Genomic DNA, 25,082 nt, shown 5'->3' with positions numbered 1-25,082 from the left:
CGTACTAGCGTCGGGGCATGGATGCAGCTGCCTGGGACGAACGGTATTCACAGAGCGAACTGGTGTGGGGCGCGCCACCCAACGCCGTCGTGGTCGAGCAGGTCACCGCGCTCCCCCGCGGTCGCGCACTCGACCTCGCGTGCGGGGAGGGCCGCAACGCGCACTGGCTCGCCACCCGCGGCTGGGAGGTGACGGGGCTCGACTACTCGGCCGTCGCCCTCGACAAGGCCCGCCGGGTGGCCGCCGAGGCGCCCCGCTCGGTCCGGGAACGGCTCGAGTACCGCGTCGCCGACGTCACCGGTTCGGACCTCGGCGGCGAGTACGACCTGGTGCTCATGATCTACCTCCATCTCGCTCCCGAGGAGCGTCTGGAGGTTGTGAACCGCGCCATATCCGCGCTGAAACCTGACGGAATCCTCATGATTTTGGGGCATGACGCCGTTAACTTGTCGCAGGGAGTCGGGGGTCCCCAGGACATCGAAATCCTCTACACACCAGACGATTTGGTGACCATGCTCGACGGTCGCCTGAACGTGGACGTCGCCGAACGGCGATTCCGCGAGACGGACGCGGGAACGGCGATCGACGCACTCCTCGTCGCACGCCGCCCGAGTCTTGGCAGTCCGGTAAATGGCGCGTAATATCGCTGATGTTACCGACGAGTAATAACTTGGGCGGTACTAACAGATAGACCGCACCATCTCACTGGGAGAGACAGAAGACATGGGCCATTACAAGAGCAACGTCCGCGACCTGGAGTTCAACCTCTTCGAGGTACTCGGTCTCGAGCAGCCGCTGAGTGACGGCGTGTGGGGCGATCTCGACGCCGACACCGTCCGCAACATGCTCAGTGAAGTTGCCCGCCTCGCCGAGGGACCGCTGGGCGAGTCCTTCGCCGACGCCGACCGCAACCCTCCGGTCTTCGACCCCGAGAATCACACCGTCACCCTGCCGGAATCCTTCAAGAAGTCGTTCCGCGCACTGTGGGACGCCGAGTGGTACCGCATGGGACTCTCCGAAGAGATCGGCGGCGTCCCCGTCCCCCGGTCCGTCGTGTGGGCCATCGGTGAGCTGATCCTCGGCGCCCAGCCGGCCGCGCACATGTACCAGGCCGGACCCGCGTTCGCGGACGTGCTGTTCCACAACGGCACCGACGAGCAGAAGAAGTGGGCCGCCACCTGCGTCGAGCGCGGCTGGGGTGCCACCATGGTCCTCACCGAACCCGATGCCGGTTCCGACGTCGGCGCAGGCCGCACCAAGGCCATCCAGCAGGACGACGGCTCCTGGCACATCGAGGGCGTCAAGCGGTTCATCACGTCCGCCGACTCCGACGACCTGTTCGAGAACATCTTCCACCTCGTCCTGGCCCGCCCCGAGGGCGCAGGCCCCGGCACCAAGGGACTGTCGCTGTTCTTCGTCCCGAAGACGCACTTCAACTTCGAGACCAACGAATTGGGCGAGCGTAACGGCGCCTTCGTCACCAACGTCGAGCACAAGATGGGCCTGAAGGTCTCCGCGACGTGCGAGGTGACCTTCGGCGGCCACGGCATTCCCGCCCAGGGCTGGCTCGTCGGCGAGGTCCACAACGGCATCGCGCAGATGTTCGACGTCATCGAGCACGCCCGGATGATGGTCGGCACCAAGGCTATCGCCACCCTCTCCACCGGCTACCTCAACGCCCTCGACTACGCGAAGGAACGCGTCCAGGGCGCCGACCTCACGCAGATGACGGACAAGGCCGCCCCGCGCGTCACCATCACGCACCACCCCGACGTCCGTCGCGCCCTCGCCATGCAGAAGGCGTACGCCGAGGGCCTGCGCGCCGTGTACCTGTACACCGCGGCGCACCAGGACGAGGCCACCGCCAAGCTGGTGTCCGGCGCCGACAAGGACCTCGCGTTCCGCGTCAACGACCTGCTGCTCCCGATCGTCAAGGGTGTCGGCTCCGAGCGGGCCTACCAGTACCTGACGGACAGCCTGCAGACCTTCGGCGGTTCCGGCTTCCTGCAGGACTACCCGATCGAGCAGTACATCCGCGACGCCAAGATCGACTCGCTGTACGAGGGCACCACCGCCATCCAGGCGCAGGACTTCTTCTTCCGCAAGATCGCCCGCGACCGCGGCGTGGCACTCGCCCACGTCGCAGGCGAGGTCAAGAAGTTCATCGACACCGAGGCCGGCAACGGTCGCCTCAAGGCCGAGCGCGCCCTGCTCGCCACCGCCCTCGAGGACGTCCAGACCATGGCCGCCACCCTCACCGGGTACCTCATGGGCGCACAGGAGCAGCCGTCCGAGCTGTACAAGGTCGGTCTCGGCTCCGTCCGGTTCCTGATGTCCGTCGGCGACCTCCTCATCGGCTGGCAGCTCCTGCGCCAGTCCGAGATCGCGATCAAGGCCCTCGACGAAGGTGCCTCCGACAAGGACAAGGCGTTCTACGAGGGCAAGGTCGCCATCGCGTCCTTCTTCGCGAAGAACGTGCTGCCCGAGCTGACCGCCACCCGCGGCATCGTCGCGAACCTCGACAACGACATCATGGAGCTCGACGAAGCAGCGTTCTGATCGGCTTCACAGGGCTTTGTGGACTCCGGCACTCCTTCTCGGTCGACGCATACCTTCTCTGACCCCACAGCCAGTGCGCGGGCAGAGAAGGAGTGCGGGAGTTGTCCACAACCCTCGGGTCATCCACAGCCCGGTCCGCCGAGCCGGATTCGCGGCGTCGCCCGGCGCGAATCGTTCCCATGGAACACGACCCGGGGGCGATGCTGCGACGCCAGGAAGCGTTGGGCCGCGGCTACAGCGACGACGAGATCCGACGCCTCTACACGCGCGGTGAGTGGCAACGCATCGGCCGCGGCGCGTACCTCTCCGCGGCGGTGTGCTCGGCGCTCGGCGACGAGGAACGTCATCGCTTCCTGATCGATTCGACACTTCACGCCCTCTCGGACGACGCGGTACTCAGCCACCAGTCCGCGGCCGTCGTGTACGGACTGCCGCTGTGGCGAACGGCCCTCGATCGCGTTCACGTCACCAGAAACCGGCGGGGAGGCGGCCGGGTCAAGCGACGGATCACGGTGCACTGCGCCCCGATCGGAGAACGGGTGGCAGTGGTGGACGGACACTCGCTGACCCTCCCGGCGCGGACCGTCGTCGACCTCGCGAGGACGCTGCCGTTCGAGCAGGCCGCCGTGGCCGGTGACGCGGCGGTCCGCACGTTCGGCATCAGCCGCGACGAACTGGACGCAGAACTCGCCCTCGCCGCGCGGCGGCACGGAATCGACGCGGCGCGCAGGGTCGTCCACTTCGTGAGCGGGCACAGCGAAAGTGTCGGGGAATCGCGGAGCCGGGTGATGTTGGCGCGGGCCGGGCTCGCCGTTCCCTCCCAGCAGGGTGAGGTGTTCGACCCCGGCGGGCGCCGTGTCGGGCGCGTCGACTTCCACTTCGACGGCATCGTGCTCGGGGAGTTCGACGGACGCGTCAAGTACGGACGGCTGCTGAAACCGGGGTAATCACCCGGCGACGCAGTATTCGCCGAGAAACAACGCGAAGATGCACTGCGCGACCTCGGATACCAGGTGGTGCGGTGGACCTGGGAAGACCTCGAGTCGCCTTCACAGGCGGTGGACCGGGTCCGCCGCGCGATCGCCCGGGCCGAATCGCCGCGAGGACGGGTTGTCCAGGCGCCGCTGCCGTCCGCCCAGCCGCTCACGGTGCGGTCGCTGTAGCCGCACCCTTTCTCGGTTCGCGCGCAGCTCTTCTTCCTCGAAAGGGTGTGCAAACCGAGAAGTGGTGCGTCTATTCGCCGTCGTTCGGCTTCGGCTTCGGGGTGGCGGTCGGGCTCTCCGCCGGAGCGGACGGGGCCGGCGCCGCGGCGGGGGTGCGCTCGTCAGGCTTGGGAGCGCCGGGTTCCTCGCACTTCACGATCGGGACGGGGTCGTAGCGGACGGTCCTGGTGTCCCGGGAGATCTCCTGGCCGGTGGCGTGATCGGAGATCACCCGGGTGTCGCTGGCGGTGAACCCCGGTGCGCCGCTGGAGGCGATGCAGTGGTCACCGGCGGGCAGGGTGACCGTGTCGGGCTGCGTCGGCTTGGTGCGGTTGCCGGTGATCGACTCGACGTCGACCGACTTGGTACCCCAGAACCGGATGGTCAGATCCGAGGCGCCGCCGATGGCCTGGATCATCACACCCGTCTTTCCGGTGTTCCGGAACTGCAGGTCGATGGCGCCCTCGAAGACGGTGGCCTCCCGCGCCTCGGGGTACCGCGAGATGTAGTACGAGTGCTCGGTGTGCGCGACGTCCTCCATGCCGGCGAAATACGCGGCGTTGTAGAGCGTCGTCGCCACCTGGCTCACACCGCCACCGACGGCGGTGTCCGGGCGGCCGTTGTTGATGATGCCCGACTCCACATAGCCCTGAGCGGTACCGCGCGGACCCGTGTACCCGTTGAGCGAGAACGTGTCGCCCGGCTTGATCAGTGCCCCGTTGATCTCGCTGGCAGCGAGCCGGATGTTCGTCCCGGACGCCGCCGAGAAACCGCCGGTCGTGAACTCGCCGACCACTTCCTTCACACCCAGCGCCTGCGCGGCCTCCGTCGTGAGGGCGGGCGGAATCGGTCCGTACACCGCAGCGGTGGTGTGAGAACCGTTGCCGCGCAACACCTCGGGCAGTGTCTCCAACGTCTTGGGCCACTGCACCAGATCGCCGACAACGGCGGGGACGACGGTCGGTGATCCCCCGTCGAGCGTGATCTTCGCGTCCTTCGGAACGATCTCCGTCGACACGAGCTGCGGGGCGAGGATGCCGGTCGCGGCCTCGACGTTGTACGTCGGTTTCAACCCGCCGTTGCCGTCCGGTTCGAATCCGACGATGGCGCCGATCTGCTGACGCGGCGCGGTCGCGACCTTGCCGTCACGACCGGTGACCACCAGATCGGCGGACGCCGCCGGCACCGCAACATCGTTGAGCGCCCGCTGGACACCCTCCTGCGTCACCGACACGGGCACGACGTCGACGGGCAGATCCACCGTCCGGCCGAACGCCCACTTCTCGATCAACGCCGCCTCGGCACCCTCACCGTTCAGGTTCTGCCCGGTCGACGGATCCACCGGCACGGGGGTCGCGCCCTCGAACACGACGGTCCCCTCGCGGGACGCGCGGTCGGTCTCACTGCGAAGGCCGTCGACGGCGGACGCCAGCGCCGCCTCGTCGCGAGTCGACACCACCCCGATCTCGTCGGTGGTGAAGAACGACGCCACCCTGGTGAACGGGTTGAGCGGCTGCGAATGGGCCCGGTCGAGGGTGGCTTCCCAGTCGACCCCGAGCCCGGCCGCTGACGGAACGAGTTCCGTCGACACGTCGCCGGCCTGCACCGTCAGCGGCTGACCGACGCGCGGGCCGACCTGCGCCTGCAACGTGGCCTCCGCCTCCTCGCGGGTCGAGCCACCCACGTCGACGCCCGCCACGGTTACCCCGCGCGGCACGTTTCCCGAGGACACCGCTAGGTCCGCGGCGTAGGCGATGCCGATCAGGGCGATCACACCCCCGGTGACCGCTGCGATCTTCACCCAGGGAGCACGGGTTGTCGATTCCGTGGACGGCTTGGCAGGCGCGGAAGGTTCCGGTTCCGGCTGCGGCGGGACCGGAGCCGCGGCGGCCGGTGCAACCACGGTCGGCTCGTCGGCCGGCGTGGTGTACGCCTGCGTCGGCCCGGGAACGGGGCCCGGCGGAATCGCGGGAATCACCTGCGTGACGTCCTCGTTCGCCGGCGGCTCCACCCACAACGGGGCCTCGGGAGGCTGCTCCTCGGACCGTTCCCCCAGTTCACCGAGGTCCAACTGCGTTGTCGGGGCCTCGTCGGCACTCGGCTGCGTGGTCGGGGCCTCGTCGGCACTCGGCTGCGTTGTCGGGGCCTCCTCCGCTTCCGAAGCAGGCTCGTTGGCCGCGTTCTCGGGTTCGACGCTGTCGGGCGTCGTGGAAGGGTCCGGCGTCGACCGTTCGGGTGCAGTGCTCCCCTTGTCGCCGTCTTCGTGGTTCACCGTGGCCCTCTCACCGAGTCGTCCTTCGTGCGGGCCTCAGCTTGCCGTCGGTGCTCGTTGCATTTCAAGCGCGATCCGATCCGAGCGAGGCCCGGTCGAGACCCCCACGTCAGCCTACCGGCCGCCGGAAATGCAAGAGCCCCGCGCTGCTGCCAGGTCGGGGGTCAGGCAGCAACACGGGGCTGACAGGGATATCGCCAGCTAATCTCCAGCGTTACACCTGTCGGAAAAGTTTTCGGGGATCCGGCCACCCCTCGTTGCCGGATCCCCGCTCGCACCGCGCACACGCTGGCCTTTCCGGTCTCCCAGCTACCGGAAAGGCCAGTCGGTTCACGCCTCTATGATTGCCGTCACACCCTGGCCGCCGGCGGCGCAGATGGAGATCAGGCCGCGGCCCGAACCCTTCTCCGCGAGCATCTTGGCGAGCGAGGCGACGATGCGCCCGCCGGTCGCGGCGAACGGGTGGCCCGCCGCCAGCGACGAGCCGTTGACGTTGAGCTTGCTGCGGTCGATGGAGCCGAGTGCGCCGTCGAGCCCCAGGCGTTCCTTGCAGTACTCGTCGGATTCGAATGCCTGCAGCGTCGCGAGCACGACGGACGCGAACGCCTCGTGGATCTCGTAGAAGTCGAAGTCCTGCAGGGTGAGGCCGTTGCGGGCCAGCAGGCGCGGGATGGCGTACGTGGGCGCCATGAGCAGCCCGTCCTTGCCGTGGATGTAGTCGACGGCCGCGGTCTCGGAATCGACGAGGTGCGCGAGGACCGGAAGCTTGCGCTCGGCGGCCCATTCGTCCGTGGAGAGCAGGACCGCGGACGCACCGTCGGTGAGCGGAGTGGAGTTGCCCGCCGTCATGGTGGCGTCGCCCGCCTTCACCCCGAAGACCGGCTTCAGCTTGGCGAGCTTCTCGGCGGTGGAATCGGGACGCAGGTTGTCGTCGCGGGTGAGCCCGAGGAACGGGGTGACCAGGTCGTCGAAGAATCCGCGGTCGTAGGCGGCGGCCATGTTCTGGTGGCTGGCGGCGGCCAGTGCGTCCTGGTCCTCGCGGCGGACACCGAACTCCTTGGCGGTGATGGCGGCGTGCTCGCCCATGGACAGGCCGGTGCGGGGTTCGCCGTTGCGGGGGATCTCGATGCCGAGCATGGACGGGCGGACGTTGCCGAGCAGCTTGATGCGGTCGCCGGTGCTCTTCGCGCGGTTCAGCGACAGCAGGAACTCGCGGAGTTCGTCGTTGACGCCGATCGGGGCGTCCGACGTGGTGTCGACGCCGCCGCCGACACCGGCGTCGATGCGGCCGGCCGCGATCGCGTCACCGACCGCGACGATCGACTGCAGTCCGGTGCCGCAGGCCTGCTGCAGGTCGAAGGCCGGGGTGTAGGGGCTGAGGGCGCTGCCGAGGACGCATTCGCGCATCAGGTTGAAGTCGCGGCTGTGCTTGAGGACGGCGCCGCCCGCGACGAGGCCCAGCTTCTCGCCCTGGAGGTTGAAGCGGCTCACCAGTCCGTCGAGGGTGGCGGTGAACATGTCCTGGTTGGACGCCTGCGCGTACTTTCGGTCGGAGCGGGCGAACGGGATCCGGTTTCCGCCGACGATCGCGACGGGACGCTGCTGCTTTCCGCCCGGCTTCGGGGCCGCAGCGGAGTTCGAGTTGGTGCGAGCTTTGCTGGTCACTGACGTCTCCAAGGATCTGGTGCGATTACCTGTTGGCTACTATTCTTACTCAGGAGTAAGTTACTTGTCGACACCGCACTCCACTCGGTGCTCGGTGACTGACCGCCGAACGACGACAGAAGGTAGGACCGTGGCAGCCAGCAAGGGAGCTCCCGACCTCTATTCCCAGTTCCTCTCATCCGCACCCGGCGCGTTCATCGCGGCGAAGGCGGGACTGCCGCGGCCCGAGAACCTGCGGCGATACAAGCACGGCGAGCCGGCGCTCGCCGGCCCGGTCCTGATCGGCGGCAAGGGCCGCCTCGTCGAGCCGCTGCGCGAACTCCTGTCCGACTACCCCGCCGCGGGTGCGGGCGACGACCGGTACGGCGCCCTGGTGTTCGACGCCACAGGCATCGGCTCGGTCACCGAGCTCGAGCAGCTGTTCGAGTTCTTCCAGCCGGTCATCCGCAACCTCGCACCGTCCGCGCGCGTCGTCGTCATCGGAACCACCCCCGAGGAGGCGTCCGACGTCGACGAGCACATCGCCCAGCGTGCGCTCGAGGGCTTCACCCGCAGCGTCGGCAAGGAGGTCAAGCGCGGCGCCACCGCTCAGCTCGTCTACGTCTCGCCGAATGCCGCCACCGGACTGTCGGGTCTCGAATCCACGCTGCGCTTCCTGCTGTCGGCCAAGTCCGCGTTCGTCAGCGGCCAGGTCATCCGCGTCGGGTCCGAGGATTCCGTCGCACCCGCCGACTGGGACAAGCCGCTCGACGGGAAGGTCGCCGTCGTCACCGGTGCGGCCCGCGGCATCGGCGCGACCATCGCCGAGGTCCTCTCCCGCGACGGCGCGCACGTCATCTGCGCAGACATCCCGGCCGCCGGTGAGGCGCTGTCCGAGACCGCCAACAAGGTCGGCGGCACCTCCCTCGCCCTGGACGTGACCGCGGACGACGCCGCCGACAAGCTCGCCGAGTTCGTCCTCGAACGGCACGGCGGCGCAGACATCATCGTCCACAACGCCGGCATCACCCGCGACAAGACGCTCGCCAACATGGACGAGGGCCGCTGGAACATGGTGCTCGGCGTGAACCTCCTTGCGCCGCAGCGCATCACCGACGTCCTCGTCGCCAAAGGTGCACTGAAGGAAGGCGGCCGCGTGATCGACGTCTCCTCCATCGCCGGTATCGCGGGCAACCGGGGCCAGACCAACTACGGCACATCCAAGGCCGGTGTCATCGGACTCGTGCAGGCGTCCGCGCCGGTGCTCGCGAAGAAGAAGATCACCATCAACGCCGTCGCCCCCGGCTTCATCGAGACCGCGATGACGGCGGCGATCCCCTTCGCGACGCGCGAGGCCGGACGCCGCATGAGTTCGCTGCTGCAGGGCGGCGAGACCGTCGACGTCGCCGAGACCGTCGCGTACTTCGCGAGCCCCGCGTCGAACGCCGTCACCGGGCAGATCGTCCGCGTCTGCGGCCAGAGCCTGCTGGGGGCCTGATGTCGGGCAAGGTCGTGCAACTCACGGAGAAGCCGGGCACGCTCGACATCTACACCCGCGCCGTGCGCAGCGCGCTGCCGGTCATCGGTGCGAGCGGGAACAGCGCCCCGGACACGACGCTCGTCCTGAACGGCGTGCGCGTGGATCCCGACAACCTGGCGGCGTACGACCGAGTGACGGGGCTTCGCTTCGGCGACACCCTGCCGCTCACATACCCGTTCACCTTGGTGTTCCCGGTGGTGATGAAGCTGATGGTGTCCGAGGGTTTCCCCTTCCCCGCCATCGGTTCCGTGCACGCGGAGAACGTCATCGAGCAGTTCCGCCCGATCTCGGTGGTCGAACCCCTCGACGTGTCGGTGCACGCGGAGAATCTGCGTGAGCACCGCAAGGGGCTGCTCATCGACGTGATCAGCGAGATCAGGGTCGGACGCGAGTTGGTGTGGAAGCAGACGTCGACGTTCCTGCGTCAGCAGAAGACGTCGCTGTCCGGTCAGCCCGGCCCCGAGCCGAAGGCCGAGGAGGAGCCGCCGCGCCCGCTGCGGACGCTGCGGGTCGATCAGAAGACGATCGGCAAGTACGCGGCGGTGTCCGGCGACCGGAATCCGATTCACGTGTCGACGTTGGGCGCCAAGGCTTTCGGGTTCCCGAAGACCATCGCGCACGGCATGTGGAGTGCGGCCGCGGTCCTGGGTTCGGTGGAGGGCCGGATCCCGGACGCCGTCACCTACAGCGTGCGCTTCGGCAAGCCGATCCTGCTGCCGTCCACGCTGAACGTGTACGCCGATCGGACCGCCGACGGCTGGGATCTGTCGATCAAACACCCGAAGAAGGGGTACCCGCACCTCACCGCGACGCTGCGCTGACGGGGACGAACGGGACGCTCGTTCGATCTGATCGAACGAGCGTCCCGTTCACTCCGGCTTCTTCTTGCCCGCGAGGCCGCGCCACGCCAGGGACTCCAGCAGGTCGGCGGCGGCGTCGACCTCGATCTCGCCGCCGGCGACCCGGTCGGCCACGGCCTCACCGGCCCCGACCAGGGCGATGGCGATCAGTTCGAAATCCTGGCCCGGCTCCGGATCCTTCGTGCTGGACTCGAGCAGGTGTGCGGTGAGTTCGATCAGCCGGTCGCGGCTCGACTGCACCGACCCCACGAACGCCTGCTGCCCCATCGCCTGGCGGTACAGCACCATCCACGACTTGCGATGTTTGCCCACGAACCCGAGGAACCCCTCGAGCGCGCGGCGCAGCTGTTCACGCGGGCTCAGCCCGGGATCGCCGGCCGGTGCGAGCGCCTCGACGAAGCGCAGCCCCTCCCGCTGGATGCAGGCCGCGAACAGTTCGTCCTTGGAGCCGTAGTAGAGGTACAGCATCGGCTTCGAGATTTCCGCCCTGGCCGCGATCGCGTCCATCGACGTCTCGTGAAAACCCCTGTCGGAGAAGACGTCGACGGCAGCGTCGAGCATCTGCTGCTCGCGCACTGCGCGCGGCAGTCGCTTGGTGCCGCCGGCCATTCGTCCTCCATCATCGTCGAACCCGCTATCTTACTCTACGGTAAGAACCCGGGCTCGACCGGCGGACGAGAAGAATACCAGCACCCCGTCCCCACACCACGCACTAGCAGGCCAGAGCGCCCTTCGCCCGCGCGACCGTCAGCACCGCCTCGTCGACCCGCTGCTGCGGCAGCTTGCCCGAGGCCACGACGCCTTCGAGGTGGTCGAGGACCCGCGGGACGTCGTCGGTGGTGAGCCACAGCGCGACGTCGACACCGGACTCCAGTGCCGTCTCGACGGCCTCGGTGATGTCGTAGCGGTCGGTGATCGCCTGCATGCCGCTGAGGTCGTCGGTGAAGATCGGGCCGGTGAACGGCGGCGCGCCGTAGCCGGTGCCGCCGCGCAGCAGCGCCACGGCGTCGGGGCTGATGCTGGCGGGGATTCCGGGCGCCGTCAGGCCGGGCACCTCGAGGTGGCCGAGCATGACGCCGACCCCGGTGGAGACCAGATTCCGGAACGGGACGAGGTCCTTGGTCTGCAACTGCTCGAGCGGTGGGGTGGTGACAGCCCCGGTGTGGGAGTCGCCGGACGCGGATCCGTGACCGGGGAAATGCTTGATCACCGGAAGGATTCCCGCGTCCCGCATGCCGCGCGCGTAGGCGTCGGCGTAGCGGGTGACGACGGCGGGATCGTCGGAGTAGGAGCGGTCGCCGATGACGCTGTCGTCGGGCTGGCTGCTGACGTCGACGTCGGGCGCGAAATTGACGGTGACCCCGAGGTCCTTCAGTCCGCGCCCGCGCTCGAGCGCCATCTGATACGTCTGCTCCTCCGTCATCGTGGCCGCGGTCTGCCGGGCGGAGGGATCGGCGCCGAGCAGGTTCTCGACGCGCGACACCCGCCCACCCTCCTCGTCGATCGTCACCATCAGCGGCAGCGACGACGCCGAGGCCACCTGGGGAACCTCGCGATTCGCGAGCATGGTCTCGTCGGTCCAGCTTCCGATGAAGATGCCACCGACCTGCTCGTTCCGGACCACCTGGGCGGCATCCGCGGTGCCGGTCACACCCACGTTCAGCAGCTGAGCGAGCTTGCGCCGCAACGGCAACGACTGCAGGAACTGCGTCTCGCACGACACCGGCGCTGCGGCGGGCGCGGCGGTGCCGGTGTGCGACGCGGGCTCGACGGAAGACGGGGAGGGCGTCGCCGAGGACGACTCCGCGACCGTCTCGCCACCACCCGACGAACATCCGGCGACGAGGCCGGTACAGGCTGCGAGCGCGAGGGCATACTTGATCCGCATGGGTTCGACGGTAGCCCAGTTGACCGCCGATGCTCCCGCAGCAGGCCCCGAATCGACGACCGCTGCCGCCCGTCTTGCTAATCTGGACACAGAGGAAACCCGTACTCAGGAGGTCGTGGTGCCCGGTGGTTTGATGTTGATCGCCTACGACGGATCCGACAACGCGAAGCGCGCCGTGGAGTGCGCCGGACGCTTTCTCGCCTCCAATCGCGCTGTGCTGGTGACGGTGTGGGAGCCGATGGTCCGTCAGGCCGCGCGCATGTCGGGACTGTCCGGGGTGATGCAACCCGAGTGGGTGCCCGACGAGGAGACCGAGGACGTCGCGTTCTCCGACGCCAAGGTCACCAACGAGGAGGGCATCCTGCTCGCCGAGGCGGCCGGGCTCACCACCGAGGGTCGGTGCATCGAGTGCACCAGCACGATCTGGACGGCGATCGTCGAGACGTCGGACGAACTGGCGGTCGACATCATCGTCACCGGCACCCGGGGCACCACCGGTCTGCGGTCGCTGCTGCAGAGCAGCGTCGCCGACCACGTGTTGCGGCACAGTCACCGCCCGGTGCTGATCGTGCCTCCCGGGAAGTAGTCCGGACGCCCGACTACTGTCGGGTGCACCATGGACGGCTTCCTTCTCTCCCGCGCCGAACGGACGCTGCGCACATCCGGGGTGCGGCACGGGTACGACACCGCGGCCGCTGCCGCGTCCGCCCTCACGAACGGTGACACCGGGCTGATCGTCGGGGCGCTGCCGTTCGATCCCGAACGTCCCGCCGCGCTGACCGCCCCGGAATCGTGGGAGTTCACGGACGGCCCGTGGCGGCCCGGCACCGTCGCCGCACTCCCCTCCGTCCGCGTCGTTCGGCAGGTCCCCGAACCGACCGAGCACGTGGCCCGCGTCCGGTCCCTCGTCGAGCGACTGCGCGAGGGTGCCCTCGGCAAGGTGGTGGCCGCGCGCAGCGTCACCCTCCGCGCGGACGCCCCCATCTCCGCAGAATCGTTGGCCGCACGGATGATCCACCAGAATCCGACCGCCAACGGGTTCGCCGTCGACCTGTCCGCGGCCGGCGACGGCTTCCGCGGCCGCAGCCTCGTCGGGGCCAGCCCCGAAGTCCTGCTCAGCAGGCGCGGCCGACGCGTCACCTGCCGCCCTCTCGCCGGAACCGCCCCGCGGCGCGCCGATCCGGAGGCCGACGAGAAAGAAGGCCGGGGCCTGCTGGAGTCGACGAAGAACCTGGCCGAGCACGCGTTCGTGACGGCGTGGATCAGGGACGTCCTGGCGCCGCTCTGCACGGAGTTGACGGTCCCGGCTTCCCCGGTGCTGACGAGCACGCACGAGGTGTGGCATCTCGCGACTCCCATCGAGGGCGTGCTGCGCGAGCAGTCGACGAGCGCCCTGAGCCTGGCGGTGCTGCTGCACCCGACGCCCGCGGTGTGCGGCACCCCCACCGACGCGGCTCTGGCGACCATCCGGGACGTCGAGGACGATCGGCGGTTCTACGGCGGTGCCGTCGGATGGTGCGACGGCGACGGTGACGGCGACTGGGTGGTGGCCATCCGCTGCGCCGAGATCGCCGCCGACGGGCTCGAGGCCCTCGCGACCGCGGGCGGGGGCATCGTCGCCGAGTCCGACCCGGAGTCCGAGCTCGACGAGACGACCACCAAACTGCGCACGCTGCTCCGGGCGCTGGGTGTGCAGCAGAGCCCGTGAACTGCGGAAACGGCGGTCCCCGAGCACCAATCAGCAGTTCGGCGGCCCTCGGGTGATACCTTGACCCGAGCAATTCGTACGCGGGAGTAGCCGTGTGCGTCGATGGCACGACGGTGGGAGATGTCTGATGGGGAAGTTCCTTGTGCCCGGTGTGGTCAGCGCCGTGGTCGGTGTCGCTCTCGGCACCGTGGCGACGCTCGGCATCACCGCAGCCGCACAGGACAACACGCGTCCCGAGGTCGACCGGAGCGGCAACGCGGATTCCTCACTCCTGAACCAGGTTGAGTACGGCAGCCGCTGAGAGCGCCGGCTCGACAACTTCCCGCACTTCCCCCGAGTCGGCGGCCATGGCGCCCTCGGCGGAGCCTCTGTCGCGGCGGTGGCTGTTCGGCGCCTCTGTCGTAGCGTTCCTTCTCGCGTTCCTCCAAACCCCCGGCCGGCTCGCCGCCGACACCAAGTACGACCTGTCCCAGAATCCGATCGGATTCCTGGAACGGGCGTCCCATCAGTGGAGCAGCCAGGCCCCCATGGGCCAGGTGCAGAACCAGGCCTACGGATACTTCTTCCCGCACGGAGCGTTCTTCGCGCTCGGCGACGTCCTGAGCGTCCCGGCGTGGATCACCCAGCGGGTGTGGTGGGCACTGCTGCTCGTCGCCGGATTCTGGGGCATCGTCCGCCTCGCCGAGGCGCTCGGCGCCGGTAGCCGCTCGTCCCGCGTCATCGCCGGTATCGCGTTCGCATTCTCCCCCCGCGTCCTCACCACCCTGGGTTCGATCTCGTCGGAAACCCTCCCGATGATGCTGGCGCCGTGGGTCCTTCTGCCCGTCGTCGTCGCCCTCTCCCACGTGAGCGGCAAAGCGTCCCGGGACGCACATTGGCGCTCACCTGCACGGCTGGCGGCCCAATCGGCGCTGGCCGTCGCGCTGATGGGTGCGGTCAACGCCGTCGCGACCGTGGCCGCGTGCCTCGTCGCAGGCCTGTGGTGGATCTCCCACCGCCCCAACCGGCGGTGGTGGACGTTCACCGCGTGGTGGTTCCCGTTCCTGGCGCTGGCCACGCTGTGGTGGATCGTGCCGCTGCTGCTGCTCGGCAAGGTGAGCCCGCCGTTCCTCGACTACATCGAATCGTCCGGGGTGACGACGCAGTGGACGTCCCTCGCCGAAATCCTCCGCGGCACCGACAGCTGGACACCGTTCGTCTCCCCCGAACGCATCGCAGGCGCGGTCCTCGTCACCCAGCCCGCCGCGGTCGCCGCGACCGGGCTCATCGCCGCCGCCGGTCTCGCGGGACTGTGCATGCGGTCGATGCCGGCCCGCGGTCGTCTCACCCTGATCCTGTTCGTCGGGGTCGCCGGACTCGCCGCCGGGTACATCGGCGAACTGGGTTCCCCGTTCGCCGAGCAGGTGCGACTGTTCCTCGACTCCACCGGGGCGCCCCTGCGGAACGTGCACAAACTCGAGCCGCTCGTCCGGCTCCCGCTCGTGCTCGGGCTGGCGCATCTCCTGGCGAAGGTGCCGCTGCCCGGGTCCGTGCCGTTCGCGCGGTGGCGCAGCGCGGTGGCGCATCCCGAGCGTGAACCGATGGTCGCGGTGACCAGCCTGGTGCTGGTCGCCCTCACCCTCGCGACGTCGCTGGCGTGGACGGGCAAGCTCGCACCGCGGGGCACGTACACCGACGTCCCCGACTACTGGCAGCAGGCCGCGTCGTGGCTGGAGGACAACGCCGGGGGCACCAGCCCCGACGGTTCGGACGCGGAGCGCGCGCTCGTGGTGCCCGGCGCACCGTTCGGCAGCCAGCTCTGGGGTCTCACCCGCGACGAGCCGATGCAGGCTCTGGCGTCCACGCCGTGGGCGTCCCGCGACGCCGTCCCGCTCACCCCGCCCGGCACCATCCGGGCGATGGACTCGATCCAGCGGTTGATCGCCGACGGCCGGCCCTCGGACGGCATGGCGCAGACCCTGCTCGGCCAGGGCATCCACTACCTCGTCCTCCGCAACGACCTCGACCCGGAGACGTCGCGGTCGACGCGCCCACTGCTCGCGCACCAGGCCGTCACCGGATCTCCCGGATTCACCCGGGTCGCGGAGTTCGGCGAGGACATCGGCCCCGGCGACGTCGAGGGCCTCGTCATCGACAGCGACCTGCGGCCGCGATATCCGGCCATCGAGATCTTCGAGGTGTCGACACCGGACGGATCGCCCGCAATGAGCGGCCCCTACACGGCGAACGTCGACGGCATCCCCCGCGTGCAGGGCGGTCCGGAATCGCTGCAGCGCCTGCGGGAGAACGGCACCCTGCCCGGAACCGGACCTGTCCTGCTGGCCGCGGACGCGAAGCGCGCCGGACTGCCCGTCGACGACGTCACGGTCACGGACACGCCCCGGGACCGCGAAACCGACTACGGCCAGGTCGACAATCACAGTTCGGCGCTGCGGACCCCGGACGATGCGCGCCGCACGTTCAATCACGTCCCCGACTACCCCGTGGCGGACACCCCGCTGGTCGAGGGCCAGTGGGAGGGCGCGACGCTGAGCGTGTCGAGTGCGGCGTCCGACGCCACCCAACTCGGCGGCTCCTCGCCCGCCAGCAGTGCCGCCGCAACCGTCGACGGCGACCCGGCGACGGGCTGGTTCAGCAACGGCATCGAGCGGGCGCTGGGTCAGTGGCTCCAGATCGACTTCGACACCCCGCTCACCAGTTCGCTGCTGCACATCACGACGAGCCCGGCCGCGATCGGCGCGCCCGTCCGCTGGATGGAGGTGTCGACGCCCAACGGCAGCACGGCCGTGAAGGTGGACGCCCCGGGCAAACCGATCGCCGTGTCCGTTCCCGGTGGTGTCACCCCGTGGGTGCGGATCACCGCGACCCGCACCGAGAACGGTTCCCCGGGAACGCAGTTCGGTATCAGCGAGGTATCGGTCGAGGACTTCGCCCAGCGTGACGCCCCGGTCACCGTGCCGATCCGGTACCGGACGGTGCTGCCTCCCACCCCCGAGGGCGCGTCCGTGTCGGGTTGGGACCTCAGCCAGGAGCTCCCCGGCCGCAACGCGTGCGCGGAGGCCCCGGACCGGGTGCGGTGCAGCAACGCCTTCGTCCTGCCCCCCGAGGAGGTCGGCGCGTTCGAGCGAACGTTGTCGGTGCCCGAACCGACCGCGGTGACGCCGCAGCTCACACTGCGGGCCCGGCAGGGCGCACCGCTGGAGGATGTTCTCACGCAACGGGATCGGCCGTCCGCCCACGGAACCAGCAACATCACCGACCTTCGCGGCTCGGCGTTCGCCGCCACCGACAACGATCCACGCACCAGCTGGTCGGCGAAACAGGACACCACCAGCGGCAAGGGCGCGAAACCGACCCTCACGATCGATCTTCCCGAACCCACGCTCGTCACCGGCCTGCAGCTGACGCCCAGCCTGGGTGCCCTGCCCGCCGCCCCCGACCGGGTCGCCGTCGACCTCGGGAACGGACCGCAGGTGCGCGACGTGAACGAGGACGACGGGACCGTCACGGTCGACCCCCGGGTGACCGACCGGATCGTGCTCAGCCTCGTGTCCTGGAAAAGCACCCTCGACCAGAACGCTCTCGGGTTCGCCCAGCTGCAGCCCGCCGGACTCGCCGAGGTCGGGGTGCTGGGCGAGGACGGCGTCCTGCTGCCCGGCTCGGGTCCGGTCGACGACGCCGGCGACCGCCCGGTCACGGTGCCCTGCGAGGAGGGGCCGGTCGTGTCGATCGGCGGGCAGCCGGTGCGCACGAGCGTCACCGCGACCGCCGGGCAATTGCTCTCCGGCGACCCGGTTCCCGCGACGCTCTGCGACGGTCCCGGCCCCGTCCCGCTGGCGGCGGGATCACAGGACGTGACGGTCGACCCGGGGTCGGCGTTCTTCGTCGACAGTCTGCGCCTCGACGCCGGACCGCAGGCACAGGCCGTTCCGGCCGAGCAGGTGTCGACCATCGCGTGGACGGAGAACCACCGGGAACTCACGGTGCCCCGCTCTGACACCGAGCGCCTCGTCGTCGTCCCCGAGAGCACCAACGTCGGCTGGGTGGCCACCGCCCCGGACGGCGGCGAACTGACGCCGGTCGTCGTCGACGGCTGGCAGCAGGGATGGATCCTGCCCGCGGGAACCGAGGGGACGGTGACCCTCGACTTCCCCACCGACCACTGGTATCGGCTGGGGATCTTCGGCGGCCTGCTGCTGCTGATCCCGTTGCTCGCCGCCGCGCTGTGGCCGCGTCGCGCCCGTGAGCGCGAACCCGGCCCGGCACCCCGGACCTGGGGTAGCGCAACGGCCGGGTGGCTGGGAATCCTCGCCGCCGCCACCGTGATCGGCGGTCCCGTCGGCGCGGTGACGACGGTCGTGGCGACGCTGCTGGCCGTGGTCTTGATCCGGCTGCGCGGAACCGCCACCACCGCGCGCGTGCTGGTCGGGGTCGCCGGAGCGTCGACGATGCTCGGCATGGCGATGCTCTCGACCGGGCCGTGGCGTGCGCCCGGCGGATACGTCGGGCACTCGTTCCTCGTTCAGTTCCCGCTGCTGCTCGCGCTCGTCGCGACGGGGCTGGCCGTGCTGCCGCTCGGACGTTCGGCGTTGCTCGCGCGCGCCTCCCAGCGTTTGACGGCGCGGCGCGCCGGTTCCTCCACCAACGCGTAACTGGCCGACGCGACCGCGACGCTCAGCACCGTCGTCAGGAACAGGATGTAGACGAAGTGGCCGGAGAACGGGACGAGCCCGAACACCGGGAAGACGATGGACAGCACCGCGAGGTGCCAGATGAAGATGCCGTACGACCAGCGGCCCACCGCGAGAGCGAGCGGGCTCGCGAGGTAACGGTGGGTGGACCTGTCGGACAGCACCAGCGGTGCCATCAACGCGAAACTGATGACGGCGCCGAGCGCCATCTTGACGGCGTACTGCCAGGGTTCGGGACGCACCAGCCCCTCCGGCCCGGCGAGGTCGGTCGCCGTGAGCGCGAATGCCACTGCGGCGACGAGGAACATCCGGACGCGGTGATGCGCCCAGCGGTGCATCCGCCCGGGCGGGCTCACCGCCAGTTCGGCCAGCAACATCCCAGCTCCGAACCAGGGCAGGTATCCGGGCAGCCAGTTGTCGTGGTGGATGCCGCCCGGCGTCGAGACCGGTACGAATGCCCACGTCAGGCTCACCGCGATCAACGCGAGGATCGCCGGAACACGCAGCCGCGCAGCCGGACCCCGTAGCCGGACCAGTGCGAGGGCCAGCAGCGGAAGCACCAGATAGAAGGCCACCTCCACCGACAGACTCCACATCTGGGTCAGACCGTCGGTGAGAGTGAGTGGCACGAACACTTGCACGAGACCGAGATTCGCCCACCACGTGCGGTAACTCGCGTTGGCGGTGGGCAGGAACGTCAACACCACGGCCACGGCGACCCAGTACGCGGGCAGGATGCGCGTCGCCCGCGAAATCCAGTACCGGACGACGCCGGGGGCGGAACCCATCCCCCGCGCAGCCCCGGCATGGCTGCGCCACAGCAGGAATCCCGACAGCGCGAAGAAGACCGCCACCGCCAGATCGAATCGTCCCCAGATGCGGCCGAGGACCGGCACGTGCGTCGCGCCCGTCTGGAAAGCGACGTGCGTCACGAGCACCCCCAGCGCCGCGAGACCGCGCATCCCCTCCAGTGCGGGAATGAAACTGCGCGGAGTAGCGGTCGCCGCGGGCGCGGGCGAGATCGTGGCCGGGGTGCTCATCACCAACAGTGTGCCTGGTCCGGGCCCTGTGACGGAAAACTCCGTCCCGGTCACTTCGCTGCGGAACGGCCGGTGCGTTTACTATCCGATGGGGCAAATGCGCATTCGAGACTGTTAGTGTTTTGCCTCACGTGGTGTCGATGTGGGCTCCATGCGATCCGTGCAGCCGTGCTGCCGGTGGGGGAATCTCAATCGACAGAATTGGGTTAGGAGAGAAAGCATGGCGGAGCGCTCAGGGCCGAGCCGGATACTTGCTTGCATTCTGGTGGGCCTCGGTGCCTTCCTCTTGGCCGTCGCCATTCTCATTCCCACCTACACGGTGGGCAAGTTGGCGAAGACGCCCTTGGACCTCGAAGTGACCACGATCGCCGAAGGTTCCGGCAGCGTGCTCAACTCGCAGGCTCTTCTCGCAGGCAAGACCGAAGTCAACACGAACGTTCCACTGGTGTCACAGCGTTACGTCACCACCGAGGACCCGGCGAACGCGGACGTCGTCACTCTCCAGGCGGGGCAGACGCTGCGGCGCACCGACAAGCAGGGCGACACCGGACTGCTGTCCGCGATCGTCGACCGCAACACCGTCGACCGCAAGACCTCGATGCCGACCAACGACCCGGTGGGCACCATCCAGACGCAACCCAACCAGCCTGCCGAGGAAGTTCCGCGCGACGGACTGCAGTACAAGTTCCCGTTCGACTCGGAGAAGAAGAGCTACCCCTACTTCGATCTGAACGCGCGCGCCACCCAGGACATCGACTTCGTCGAGGAGACGGAGATCAACGGTCTGAAGGTGTACCACTACAGCCAGACGATCGCGCCGGTCGACCTGTCCAAGGTCGTCAACTCGCCCACCAACAAGCTGACACTGCCCGCCGAGACGTGGGGCGTCCCCGGCGGCACCCTCCCCGTCACGATGACCCGCTGGTACACCAACGTGCGTGACGTGTGGGTCGAGCCCGAGACCGGTGTCGTCGTCAAGGGCCAGGAGCAGCTGCACCAGTACTACGCCCGCAACAAGGACAAGCCGGAGATCGACGTCCTGAAGGTGGAACTGCCGTTCAACGAGCAGACCATCGAGTACCAGGTCCAGCAGGCCAAGGACGGCATGGACAAGCTCAGCACGTTCGGTCGCACCGTGCCGATCATCGCCGGCATCCTCGGTCTCATCGCCCTGATCGCAGGACTGTTCCTGGCGCTGCGCGGCGGCAAGGGCAAGCAGCCCGCACCGGCCGACGGTGGTGACGTCCCGCAGAGCGGTGGTGGACGCCACGTCGACCTGGGCAAGTCGGAGGCTCCCACGGAGCAGCACGACTGGACCACGGACAAGACGGAGGAGATTCCCGTCGCAGATCCGCGCCGATACGACGAGCGGTAGAGCGCGACAACCGGACGCCACGTAGTCCGGTGCGAAGGGGACCTCGGTTTTTCACCGAGGTCCCCTTCGTCGTGTCAGGGCTGTCGTGTCGGGGGGCCTGTCGAACCGGGCCGATGTCAGATCGCGGGTGCGTCACGTCGCGCGCTGCGCACGGCGAAGAGACTCGCGACCAGGGCGGTGCTCGACGCGACCGTCACGGCGACGGTGATGAACTGCCCGATCGTGGACGCGAGGGTCAGCATGGCGGTCATCTCGACGGCGAGGCCGATCCAGGCGATGACGGCGAGGTACGTCCGCTCCCCCGCGATGGCGGACAGCAGGGCGCCCTGCAGGACGGCCAGGCAGGCGCCGTGGAGCGCGAACAGCCACAGCAGCGACTGCACGGGGCGGTACGCGTCCCCGACGAGGAGCGGGACGAGGGGGGCGGCCACCGCGACACCCGCGACGAGCACTGCGCCCAGTCCGACGAGGACGGCGAGCGCCGAGCGGATCGCTTGCGCGGAGTGCGCGGGATTCGCCATCCGCGGGTACAGCACCACCCCGACGGCCTGCGGCAGCCAGAACGCGGCCTTGGTGGCGACGGCACCCAGCGCGTACAGGCCTGCGTCGTCGTTGCTGAGCACGATGCGGGCGATCACGAGGTCCATCGACGACAGCGCGATCAGCGCCAACTGCACCTGCGACGCCTTCAGCACGGCCGCGACGCCGATCCGGGTGCTCGATTCCCCGGTGATCCCGGAGTCTGCGAACAGTCGGGCGCACAGGGCCACCAGGCCGGTGCCGACCGCGCTGGCGGCGAGGGCGAGTCCCGGCCCGGCGCCGACGGCGAGCACCACGACCGCGGGAACGACCTTTGCGATTCCGGCTCCGGCGAGGACGACGCTGAGCGGGCCGAACCGCGCCGAACCCTGCAGCAGTCCCTGTTCGGTGGCGAGCAGGACGAGGACGGGCGCTGTGACGAGCGCCGAGAACGTGGCGAGCATCCCGGTGTCGAGGGCGAACGACACGAGGGGCGCGAGCAGCGTCGCCGCGACCGCGACGATCAGCGCACAGCGGTACCCCAGCAGCCGGAGCGCGTGTGCACCCTTGCCCCGGACCGCCTCGCGGGCGACGACGGTCTGCAGTGCGAGCGCGGGGACGGCGAGGACGAGTTGGGCGGCGAGCAGACTCGCGAACTCCCCGTAACCCGCCGGGCCGAGCCAGGCGCTCGCCGCCCAGGCAAGCAGGTAGGACGCGATATTCGCGGTCATCGAGCCGGCCGTCACCATCGTCACCCCGGCGACCGCCGAGCTGGTGAGGGTCTGGCGTGGCATTCGCCCATGATGCACTACGTGCCGTGCGGGCCGGGTCGATGCACCACGTATCGTGACGGCCCATGACCGTCCGGCGCCGAGCACCGTTCGTGGCGGCGGTCTACAGCCTCGTCCTGGCGTTACTCGTCCTCGGTCCGCTGCTCGGTCCCGGCTATCTGCTGTTGCGTGACGCGGTGAGCACTCCCCGGTCGTATCGCACGGACTCGGCGCTCGGTCTCACCGACGCCGCCGCGCGGGCGGTGCCGCAGGACGCTCTCCTGGCCGCGCTGAGTGCGTTCGTCGACGGCGGACTGGTGGTGAAGGCGATCCTGCTGCTCGCCCTGTGGGCGGCGGGCTGGGGCGCGGCCCGCATGGTCCGGACCGTCCTGCCGACCGCCGGGCTCGGGCCGCAACTCGTGGCCGCGACGGTGACGGTGTGGAACCCGTACGTCGCCGAGCGACTGCTGCAGGGTCACTGGAGTCTGCTGACGGGGTATGCAGCGCTGCCGTGGACGGTGTGCGCGGCCGTCGCTATCCGGCGCGGTCGGCGACAGGGGTGGTTCGCCCTCGCGGCCTGCCTCGCCGCGGCCGGTCTGACACCGACCGGGGTGTTGCTCGCGGCGGTGACGGCGCTGGCCGTCCTCGCCTGCCCGGGTGGACGCTCCGCCCGAGGGCTCCGCCTGACAGGTGCGCTGGGCCTGTTCTTCGCCGCGAGCGCGCCGTGGCTGGTGGCCACGGCTCTGTCCGGCGGCGGCGGGGACGGTTCCGATCCCGCCGGGGTCGCGGCGTTCGCGGCCCGCGCCGAACCGGGTCTGGCGACGCCCGGCAGTCTCGCCGGGCTCGGCGGCGTCTGGAACGAGACCGCCGTCCCGCAGACCCGGACCACCCTGTTCGCCCTGGTCGGAACGGCCCTGCTGCTCGGTGTCGTGCTGTGCGGCCTCCCTGCGCTGTGGCGGCGTCGACGGCATCCCGCAGTCGCCGCGCTGACCGTGCTCGCACTGCTCGCGGTGCTGCTGCCGACGCTCGGCGCGACGGCGTGGGGTCTCGACGCCGGCCGCTGGTCGGTGCAGCACGTCCCCGGCGCGGGGTTGCTCCGGGACGCGCAGAAGTGGGTGGCGCTTGCGGCCCCGCTGTATGCGCTCGCCGCCGCGGCCGCCGTGCTGCGGCGCCCGGTCACCTGGTCAGTCTCGGCCGTCCTGATCGTGCTGCTCGCCCTCCCCGACCTCGCGTGGGGCGTCGGGGGCTCCCTGCGCCCGGTCCACTATCCGCCGTCGTGGCGGCAGCTGGCCGCCGAACTGGACGACGACCCGACCAGCGGGGACGTCGCCGTCCTGCCCACCGGCATGTTCCGCAAGTTCCCCTACAGCAGTTCCGCTCCCGTCCTGGACCCCGCCCCGAGAATGCTGCCGGAGGACGTCCTGCAGACCGGCGAGCTGGTGGTGGCCGGCGGCAGCGTCGGGGGCGAGGGGTCCCGGGCGCAGCAGGTCGAACGGGTGCTGCTCACCGGCGGTTCCGCCGCCGATCTCGCGTCGCTGGGCGTCCGATGGGTTCTGGTCGAGCGCGACACGCCCGGACCCCGCGGCGAATCCGCGACCACCCTGTCCGGGCTGGAGCGACAGTTCTCGGACGAGCATCTGGAGCTGTACCGCGTCGACGGCGACGTCGCGCCGTACGAGGCGACCCGACGGGCGCGCGCGACCGTGATCGCGGCCCACGTGCTGTGGGCGATGCTGTTGGCCGGTGGTCTACTCGGCGCGGGCGTGCTCGAGGCCCGGACGCGCCAGCGCCGGCGACACCAGCCCTGACGTGCGCAGGCCCGCGGCCGTGCCGGCCAGCACCTCGTGGACGCCGTTCCCGGTGTGCTTCCAGGAGAATTCACCCGCCCGGACGCGTGCCTTCTCACCGAGCACCGTGCGGGTCTCGGGCTCGAGCAGGAGCGTCTTGACCGCCGCGGTCAGGTCGGCGACGTCGGCCGTCGCCGACTCCGCCTTGCCGACCAGAACGCCGGTCACGCCGTCGACGACCGAATCCGTGAGGCCCTTGGAGCTGCGGTAGCCGACGGTCGGGACGCCGTGCTGCGCTGCCTCGATGACGGCGAGACCCCAGCCCTCCTTGCGGGACGGCATCACGTGCACCCAGGACTGCGACAGCAACTGGTGTTTGCGGGTCTCGTCGACGTGCCCGTGGAACGTGACGGCGTCGCCGATGCCCAGCTCGTGCGCGCGGTCGCGGAGGTTCTGCTCCCACCAGCCGCCACCGATGACGTCGAGGTGCACGTCGGCGATCGTGGGGCGCAGGGCGGCGACGGCCTCGAGGGCGTCCTCGATCTGTTTGTGCGGCACGAGCCGTGACAGCACGCACACACTGGGGTGCGCGGTCCTCGTGTCGGCGCCGCCGATGTCCACGCCGAGGGGGATGTCGTCGGCGCCGTTGCGCACCACCGCGATCCGCTCGCGCTCCACTCCCAGTTCGACGAGTTCGTCGGCGGACGGCAGTGACACGGTGAGGTACTGGTCGTCCCGGTGGGTGCGCGGCGACAGCCGGGATTCCACCCACCAGCCGATCTTGCCCATCAACCGGCCCGCCACCGGCCACTGCTCGCGGTGGCAGTGATGGACGAGCAGCGTGACCGGTGCGCCTGCGACGACGCGGGAGAAGAACGGGATGCCGTTCTGGGTGTCGATGACGGCGTCGGGCCGGATGCCGCGGAGCGGCCCGAACCCGAGCCGGCCGGCGGCGATCGCGGCGAGGGCGCGGGGGTAGACGCTGTACCGTCCGCCTGCCCGGCTGATCTCGATGCCGTCGACGGTCTCCTTCTTGGCGGCGCCGCGGTAACCGGCGGTACGGAGGGTGACCTTGATTCCCCGCGCCGCGAGCTGGGCGCCGACCTCCTCGAGGTACCGCTCACTGCCGCCACCCTGCGGGTGACCGGTGTCGCGCCAGCAGAGCAGCAGAACCTCTCGCACGTTCATATACTCCTGTGGTCGGTGCGGTACTCGTGGTCTCGGGGC

17 protein-coding genes and 1 pseudogene are annotated in these 25,082 nt (G+C 69.8%); 11 read left to right on the top strand and 7 right to left on the bottom strand.

All coding sequences use genetic code 11. The features are described from left to right. Positions 1 to 17 precede the first annotated feature (17 nt). From JWS14_RS28515 to JWS14_RS28505, 3 genes are all read left to right on the top strand, one after another. The gene (locus tag JWS14_RS28515; protein WP_072947506.1) at positions 18 to 641 is read left to right on the top strand and encodes a class I SAM-dependent methyltransferase; all 624 of its coding nucleotides are present in this window, start codon (positions 18 to 20) and stop codon (positions 639 to 641) included. Positions 642 to 723: 82 nt separating this feature from the next. After that, complete coding sequence (locus tag JWS14_RS28510) at positions 724 to 2,559, top strand: acyl-CoA dehydrogenase (protein WP_206014913.1); 1,836 nt, start codon at positions 724 to 726, stop codon at positions 2,557 to 2,559. 179 nt (positions 2,560 to 2,738) lie between these two features. Beyond that, positions 2,739 to 3,506, top strand: a complete 768-nt coding sequence (locus JWS14_RS28505; protein WP_241031484.1) for a hypothetical protein — start codon at positions 2,739 to 2,741, stop codon at positions 3,504 to 3,506. 286 nt (positions 3,507 to 3,792) lie between these two features. Here JWS14_RS28505 and JWS14_RS28500 read toward each other — a convergent pair whose 3' ends face one another. Next, positions 3,793 to 6,033 carry a VanW family protein gene (locus JWS14_RS28500; RefSeq protein ID WP_206014912.1) on the bottom strand — a complete coding sequence of 747 codons (2,241 nt, stop codon included), beginning with the start codon at positions 6,031 to 6,033 and terminating at the stop codon, positions 3,793 to 3,795. Between the two features lie 330 nt (positions 6,034 to 6,363). Further along, entirely contained in the window at positions 6,364 to 7,698 is a 1,335-nt protein-coding gene (locus JWS14_RS28495) for an acetyl-CoA C-acetyltransferase (RefSeq protein WP_206014911.1), read from the bottom strand. A 130-nt stretch (positions 7,699 to 7,828) separates the two neighbouring features. Between JWS14_RS28495 and JWS14_RS28490 the strand changes: the two genes are divergently transcribed. Continuing rightward, on the top strand, positions 7,829 to 9,175 hold the full coding sequence (locus JWS14_RS28490) for a 3-oxoacyl-ACP reductase (protein ID WP_206014910.1): 1,347 nt from the start codon (positions 7,829 to 7,831) through the stop codon (positions 9,173 to 9,175). After that, entirely contained in the window at positions 9,175 to 10,038 is an 864-nt protein-coding gene (locus JWS14_RS28485) for a MaoC/PaaZ C-terminal domain-containing protein (protein ID WP_206014909.1), read from the top strand. The genes JWS14_RS28490 and JWS14_RS28485 overlap by 1 nt, the downstream gene beginning before the upstream one ends. A 48-nt stretch (positions 10,039 to 10,086) precedes the next feature. On the opposite strand, the gene JWS14_RS28480 is transcribed toward JWS14_RS28485, so the two are convergent. Next, a complete protein-coding gene (locus tag JWS14_RS28480; RefSeq protein WP_072947513.1) occupies positions 10,087 to 10,686 on the bottom strand; it encodes a TetR/AcrR family transcriptional regulator in 600 nt (199 codons plus the stop codon). 103 nt (positions 10,687 to 10,789) lie between these two features. Further along, the gene (locus JWS14_RS28475) at positions 10,790 to 11,965 is read right to left on the bottom strand and encodes a glycoside hydrolase family 3 N-terminal domain-containing protein (RefSeq protein WP_072947514.1); all 1,176 of its coding nucleotides are present in this window, start codon (positions 11,963 to 11,965) and stop codon (positions 10,790 to 10,792) included. Positions 11,966 to 12,083: 118 nt separating this feature from the next. Here JWS14_RS28475 and JWS14_RS28470 point away from each other — a divergent pair, with 118 nt between their 5' ends. The 4 genes from JWS14_RS28470 (at position 12,084) to JWS14_RS51485 (ending at position 18,325) form a co-directional block, all read left to right on the top strand. Next, the gene (locus JWS14_RS28470; RefSeq protein WP_072947517.1) at positions 12,084 to 12,551 is read left to right on the top strand and encodes a universal stress protein; all 468 of its coding nucleotides are present in this window, start codon (positions 12,084 to 12,086) and stop codon (positions 12,549 to 12,551) included. Between the two features lie 30 nt (positions 12,552 to 12,581). Then, a complete protein-coding gene (locus tag JWS14_RS28465) occupies positions 12,582 to 13,673 on the top strand; it encodes an isochorismate synthase (protein WP_072947515.1) in 1,092 nt (363 codons plus the stop codon). Positions 13,674 to 13,800: 127 nt separating this feature from the next. Continuing rightward, a complete protein-coding gene (locus tag JWS14_RS28460; RefSeq protein WP_072947516.1) occupies positions 13,801 to 13,974 on the top strand; it encodes a DUF2613 domain-containing protein in 174 nt (57 codons plus the stop codon). Between the two features lie 46 nt (positions 13,975 to 14,020). Continuing rightward, the gene (locus JWS14_RS51485) at positions 14,021 to 18,325 is read left to right on the top strand and encodes an alpha-(1->3)-arabinofuranosyltransferase (protein WP_074933769.1); all 4,305 of its coding nucleotides are present in this window, start codon (positions 14,021 to 14,023) and stop codon (positions 18,323 to 18,325) included. Between the two features lie 23 nt (positions 18,326 to 18,348). On the opposite strand, the pseudogene JWS14_RS28450 reads toward JWS14_RS51485, so the two are convergent. Then, positions 18,349 to 19,404 (bottom strand): annotated as a pseudogene (locus JWS14_RS28450) (acyltransferase family protein); the annotation flags it as partial. Positions 19,405 to 19,624: 220 nt separating this feature from the next. Here JWS14_RS28450 and pgfA point away from each other — a divergent pair. Then, positions 19,625 to 20,779: a cell envelope lipid trafficking protein PgfA gene (gene pgfA / locus JWS14_RS28445; protein ID WP_072947519.1), complete on the top strand. Its 1,155-nt coding sequence runs from the start codon at positions 19,625 to 19,627 to the stop codon at positions 20,777 to 20,779. A 116-nt stretch (positions 20,780 to 20,895) separates the two neighbouring features. Here pgfA and JWS14_RS28440 read toward each other — a convergent pair whose 3' ends face one another. After that, positions 20,896 to 22,092 (bottom strand): polysaccharide biosynthesis protein, encoded by a 1,197-nt coding sequence (locus JWS14_RS28440; RefSeq protein WP_206014908.1) that lies wholly within the window; start codon positions 22,090 to 22,092, stop codon positions 20,896 to 20,898. Between the two features lie 62 nt (positions 22,093 to 22,154). Between JWS14_RS28440 and JWS14_RS28435 the strand changes: the two genes are divergently transcribed. Continuing rightward, entirely contained in the window at positions 22,155 to 23,876 is a 1,722-nt protein-coding gene (locus JWS14_RS28435; RefSeq protein ID WP_206014907.1) for an MmpA family trehalose lipid delivery protein, read from the top strand. Here JWS14_RS28435 and JWS14_RS28430 read toward each other — a convergent pair. Next, positions 23,817 to 25,037, bottom strand: coding sequence for a glycosyltransferase family 4 protein (locus JWS14_RS28430; protein WP_206014906.1), 1,221 nt, complete (start codon positions 25,035 to 25,037; stop codon positions 23,817 to 23,819). The two genes, JWS14_RS28435 and JWS14_RS28430, sit on opposite strands and share 60 nt — an antisense overlap. Positions 25,038 to 25,082: the final 45 nt, after the last annotated feature.

It is taken from the genome of Rhodococcus koreensis (assembly GCF_017068375.1).
Taxonomy (GTDB): domain Bacteria; phylum Actinomycetota; class Actinomycetes; order Mycobacteriales; family Mycobacteriaceae; genus Rhodococcus_F; species Rhodococcus_F koreensis.
Note: the sequence above shows the minus strand (reverse complement) of the source record. Positions and strands in the feature narration are given on the sequence as shown.

Coding starts and splice junctions, on each gene's coding strand:
- JWS14_RS28515 (WP_072947506.1), top strand. CDS start 18: ATGGATGCAGCTGCCTGGGACGAACGGTATTCACAGAGCGAACTGGTG.
- JWS14_RS28510 (WP_206014913.1), top strand. CDS start 724: ATGGGCCATTACAAGAGCAACGTCCGCGACCTGGAGTTCAACCTCTTC.
- JWS14_RS28505 (WP_241031484.1), top strand. CDS start 2,739: ATGGAACACGACCCGGGGGCGATGCTGCGACGCCAGGAAGCGTTGGGC.
- JWS14_RS28485 (WP_206014909.1), top strand. CDS start 9,175: ATGTCGGGCAAGGTCGTGCAACTCACGGAGAAGCCGGGCACGCTCGAC.
- JWS14_RS28480 (WP_072947513.1), bottom strand. CDS start 10,686: ATGGCCGGCGGCACCAAGCGACTGCCGCGCGCAGTGCGCGAGCAGCAG.
- JWS14_RS28475 (WP_072947514.1), bottom strand. CDS start 11,965: ATGCGGATCAAGTATGCCCTCGCGCTCGCAGCCTGTACCGGCCTCGTC.
- JWS14_RS28465 (WP_072947515.1), top strand. CDS start 12,582: ATGGACGGCTTCCTTCTCTCCCGCGCCGAACGGACGCTGCGCACATCC.
- JWS14_RS28460 (WP_072947516.1), top strand. CDS start 13,801: ATGGGGAAGTTCCTTGTGCCCGGTGTGGTCAGCGCCGTGGTCGGTGTC.
- JWS14_RS51485 (WP_074933769.1), top strand. CDS start 14,021: ATGGCGCCCTCGGCGGAGCCTCTGTCGCGGCGGTGGCTGTTCGGCGCC.
- pgfA (WP_072947519.1), top strand. CDS start 19,625: ATGGCGGAGCGCTCAGGGCCGAGCCGGATACTTGCTTGCATTCTGGTG.
- JWS14_RS28440 (WP_206014908.1), bottom strand. CDS start 22,092: ATGCCACGCCAGACCCTCACCAGCTCGGCGGTCGCCGGGGTGACGATG.
- JWS14_RS28435 (WP_206014907.1), top strand. CDS start 22,155: ATGACCGTCCGGCGCCGAGCACCGTTCGTGGCGGCGGTCTACAGCCTC.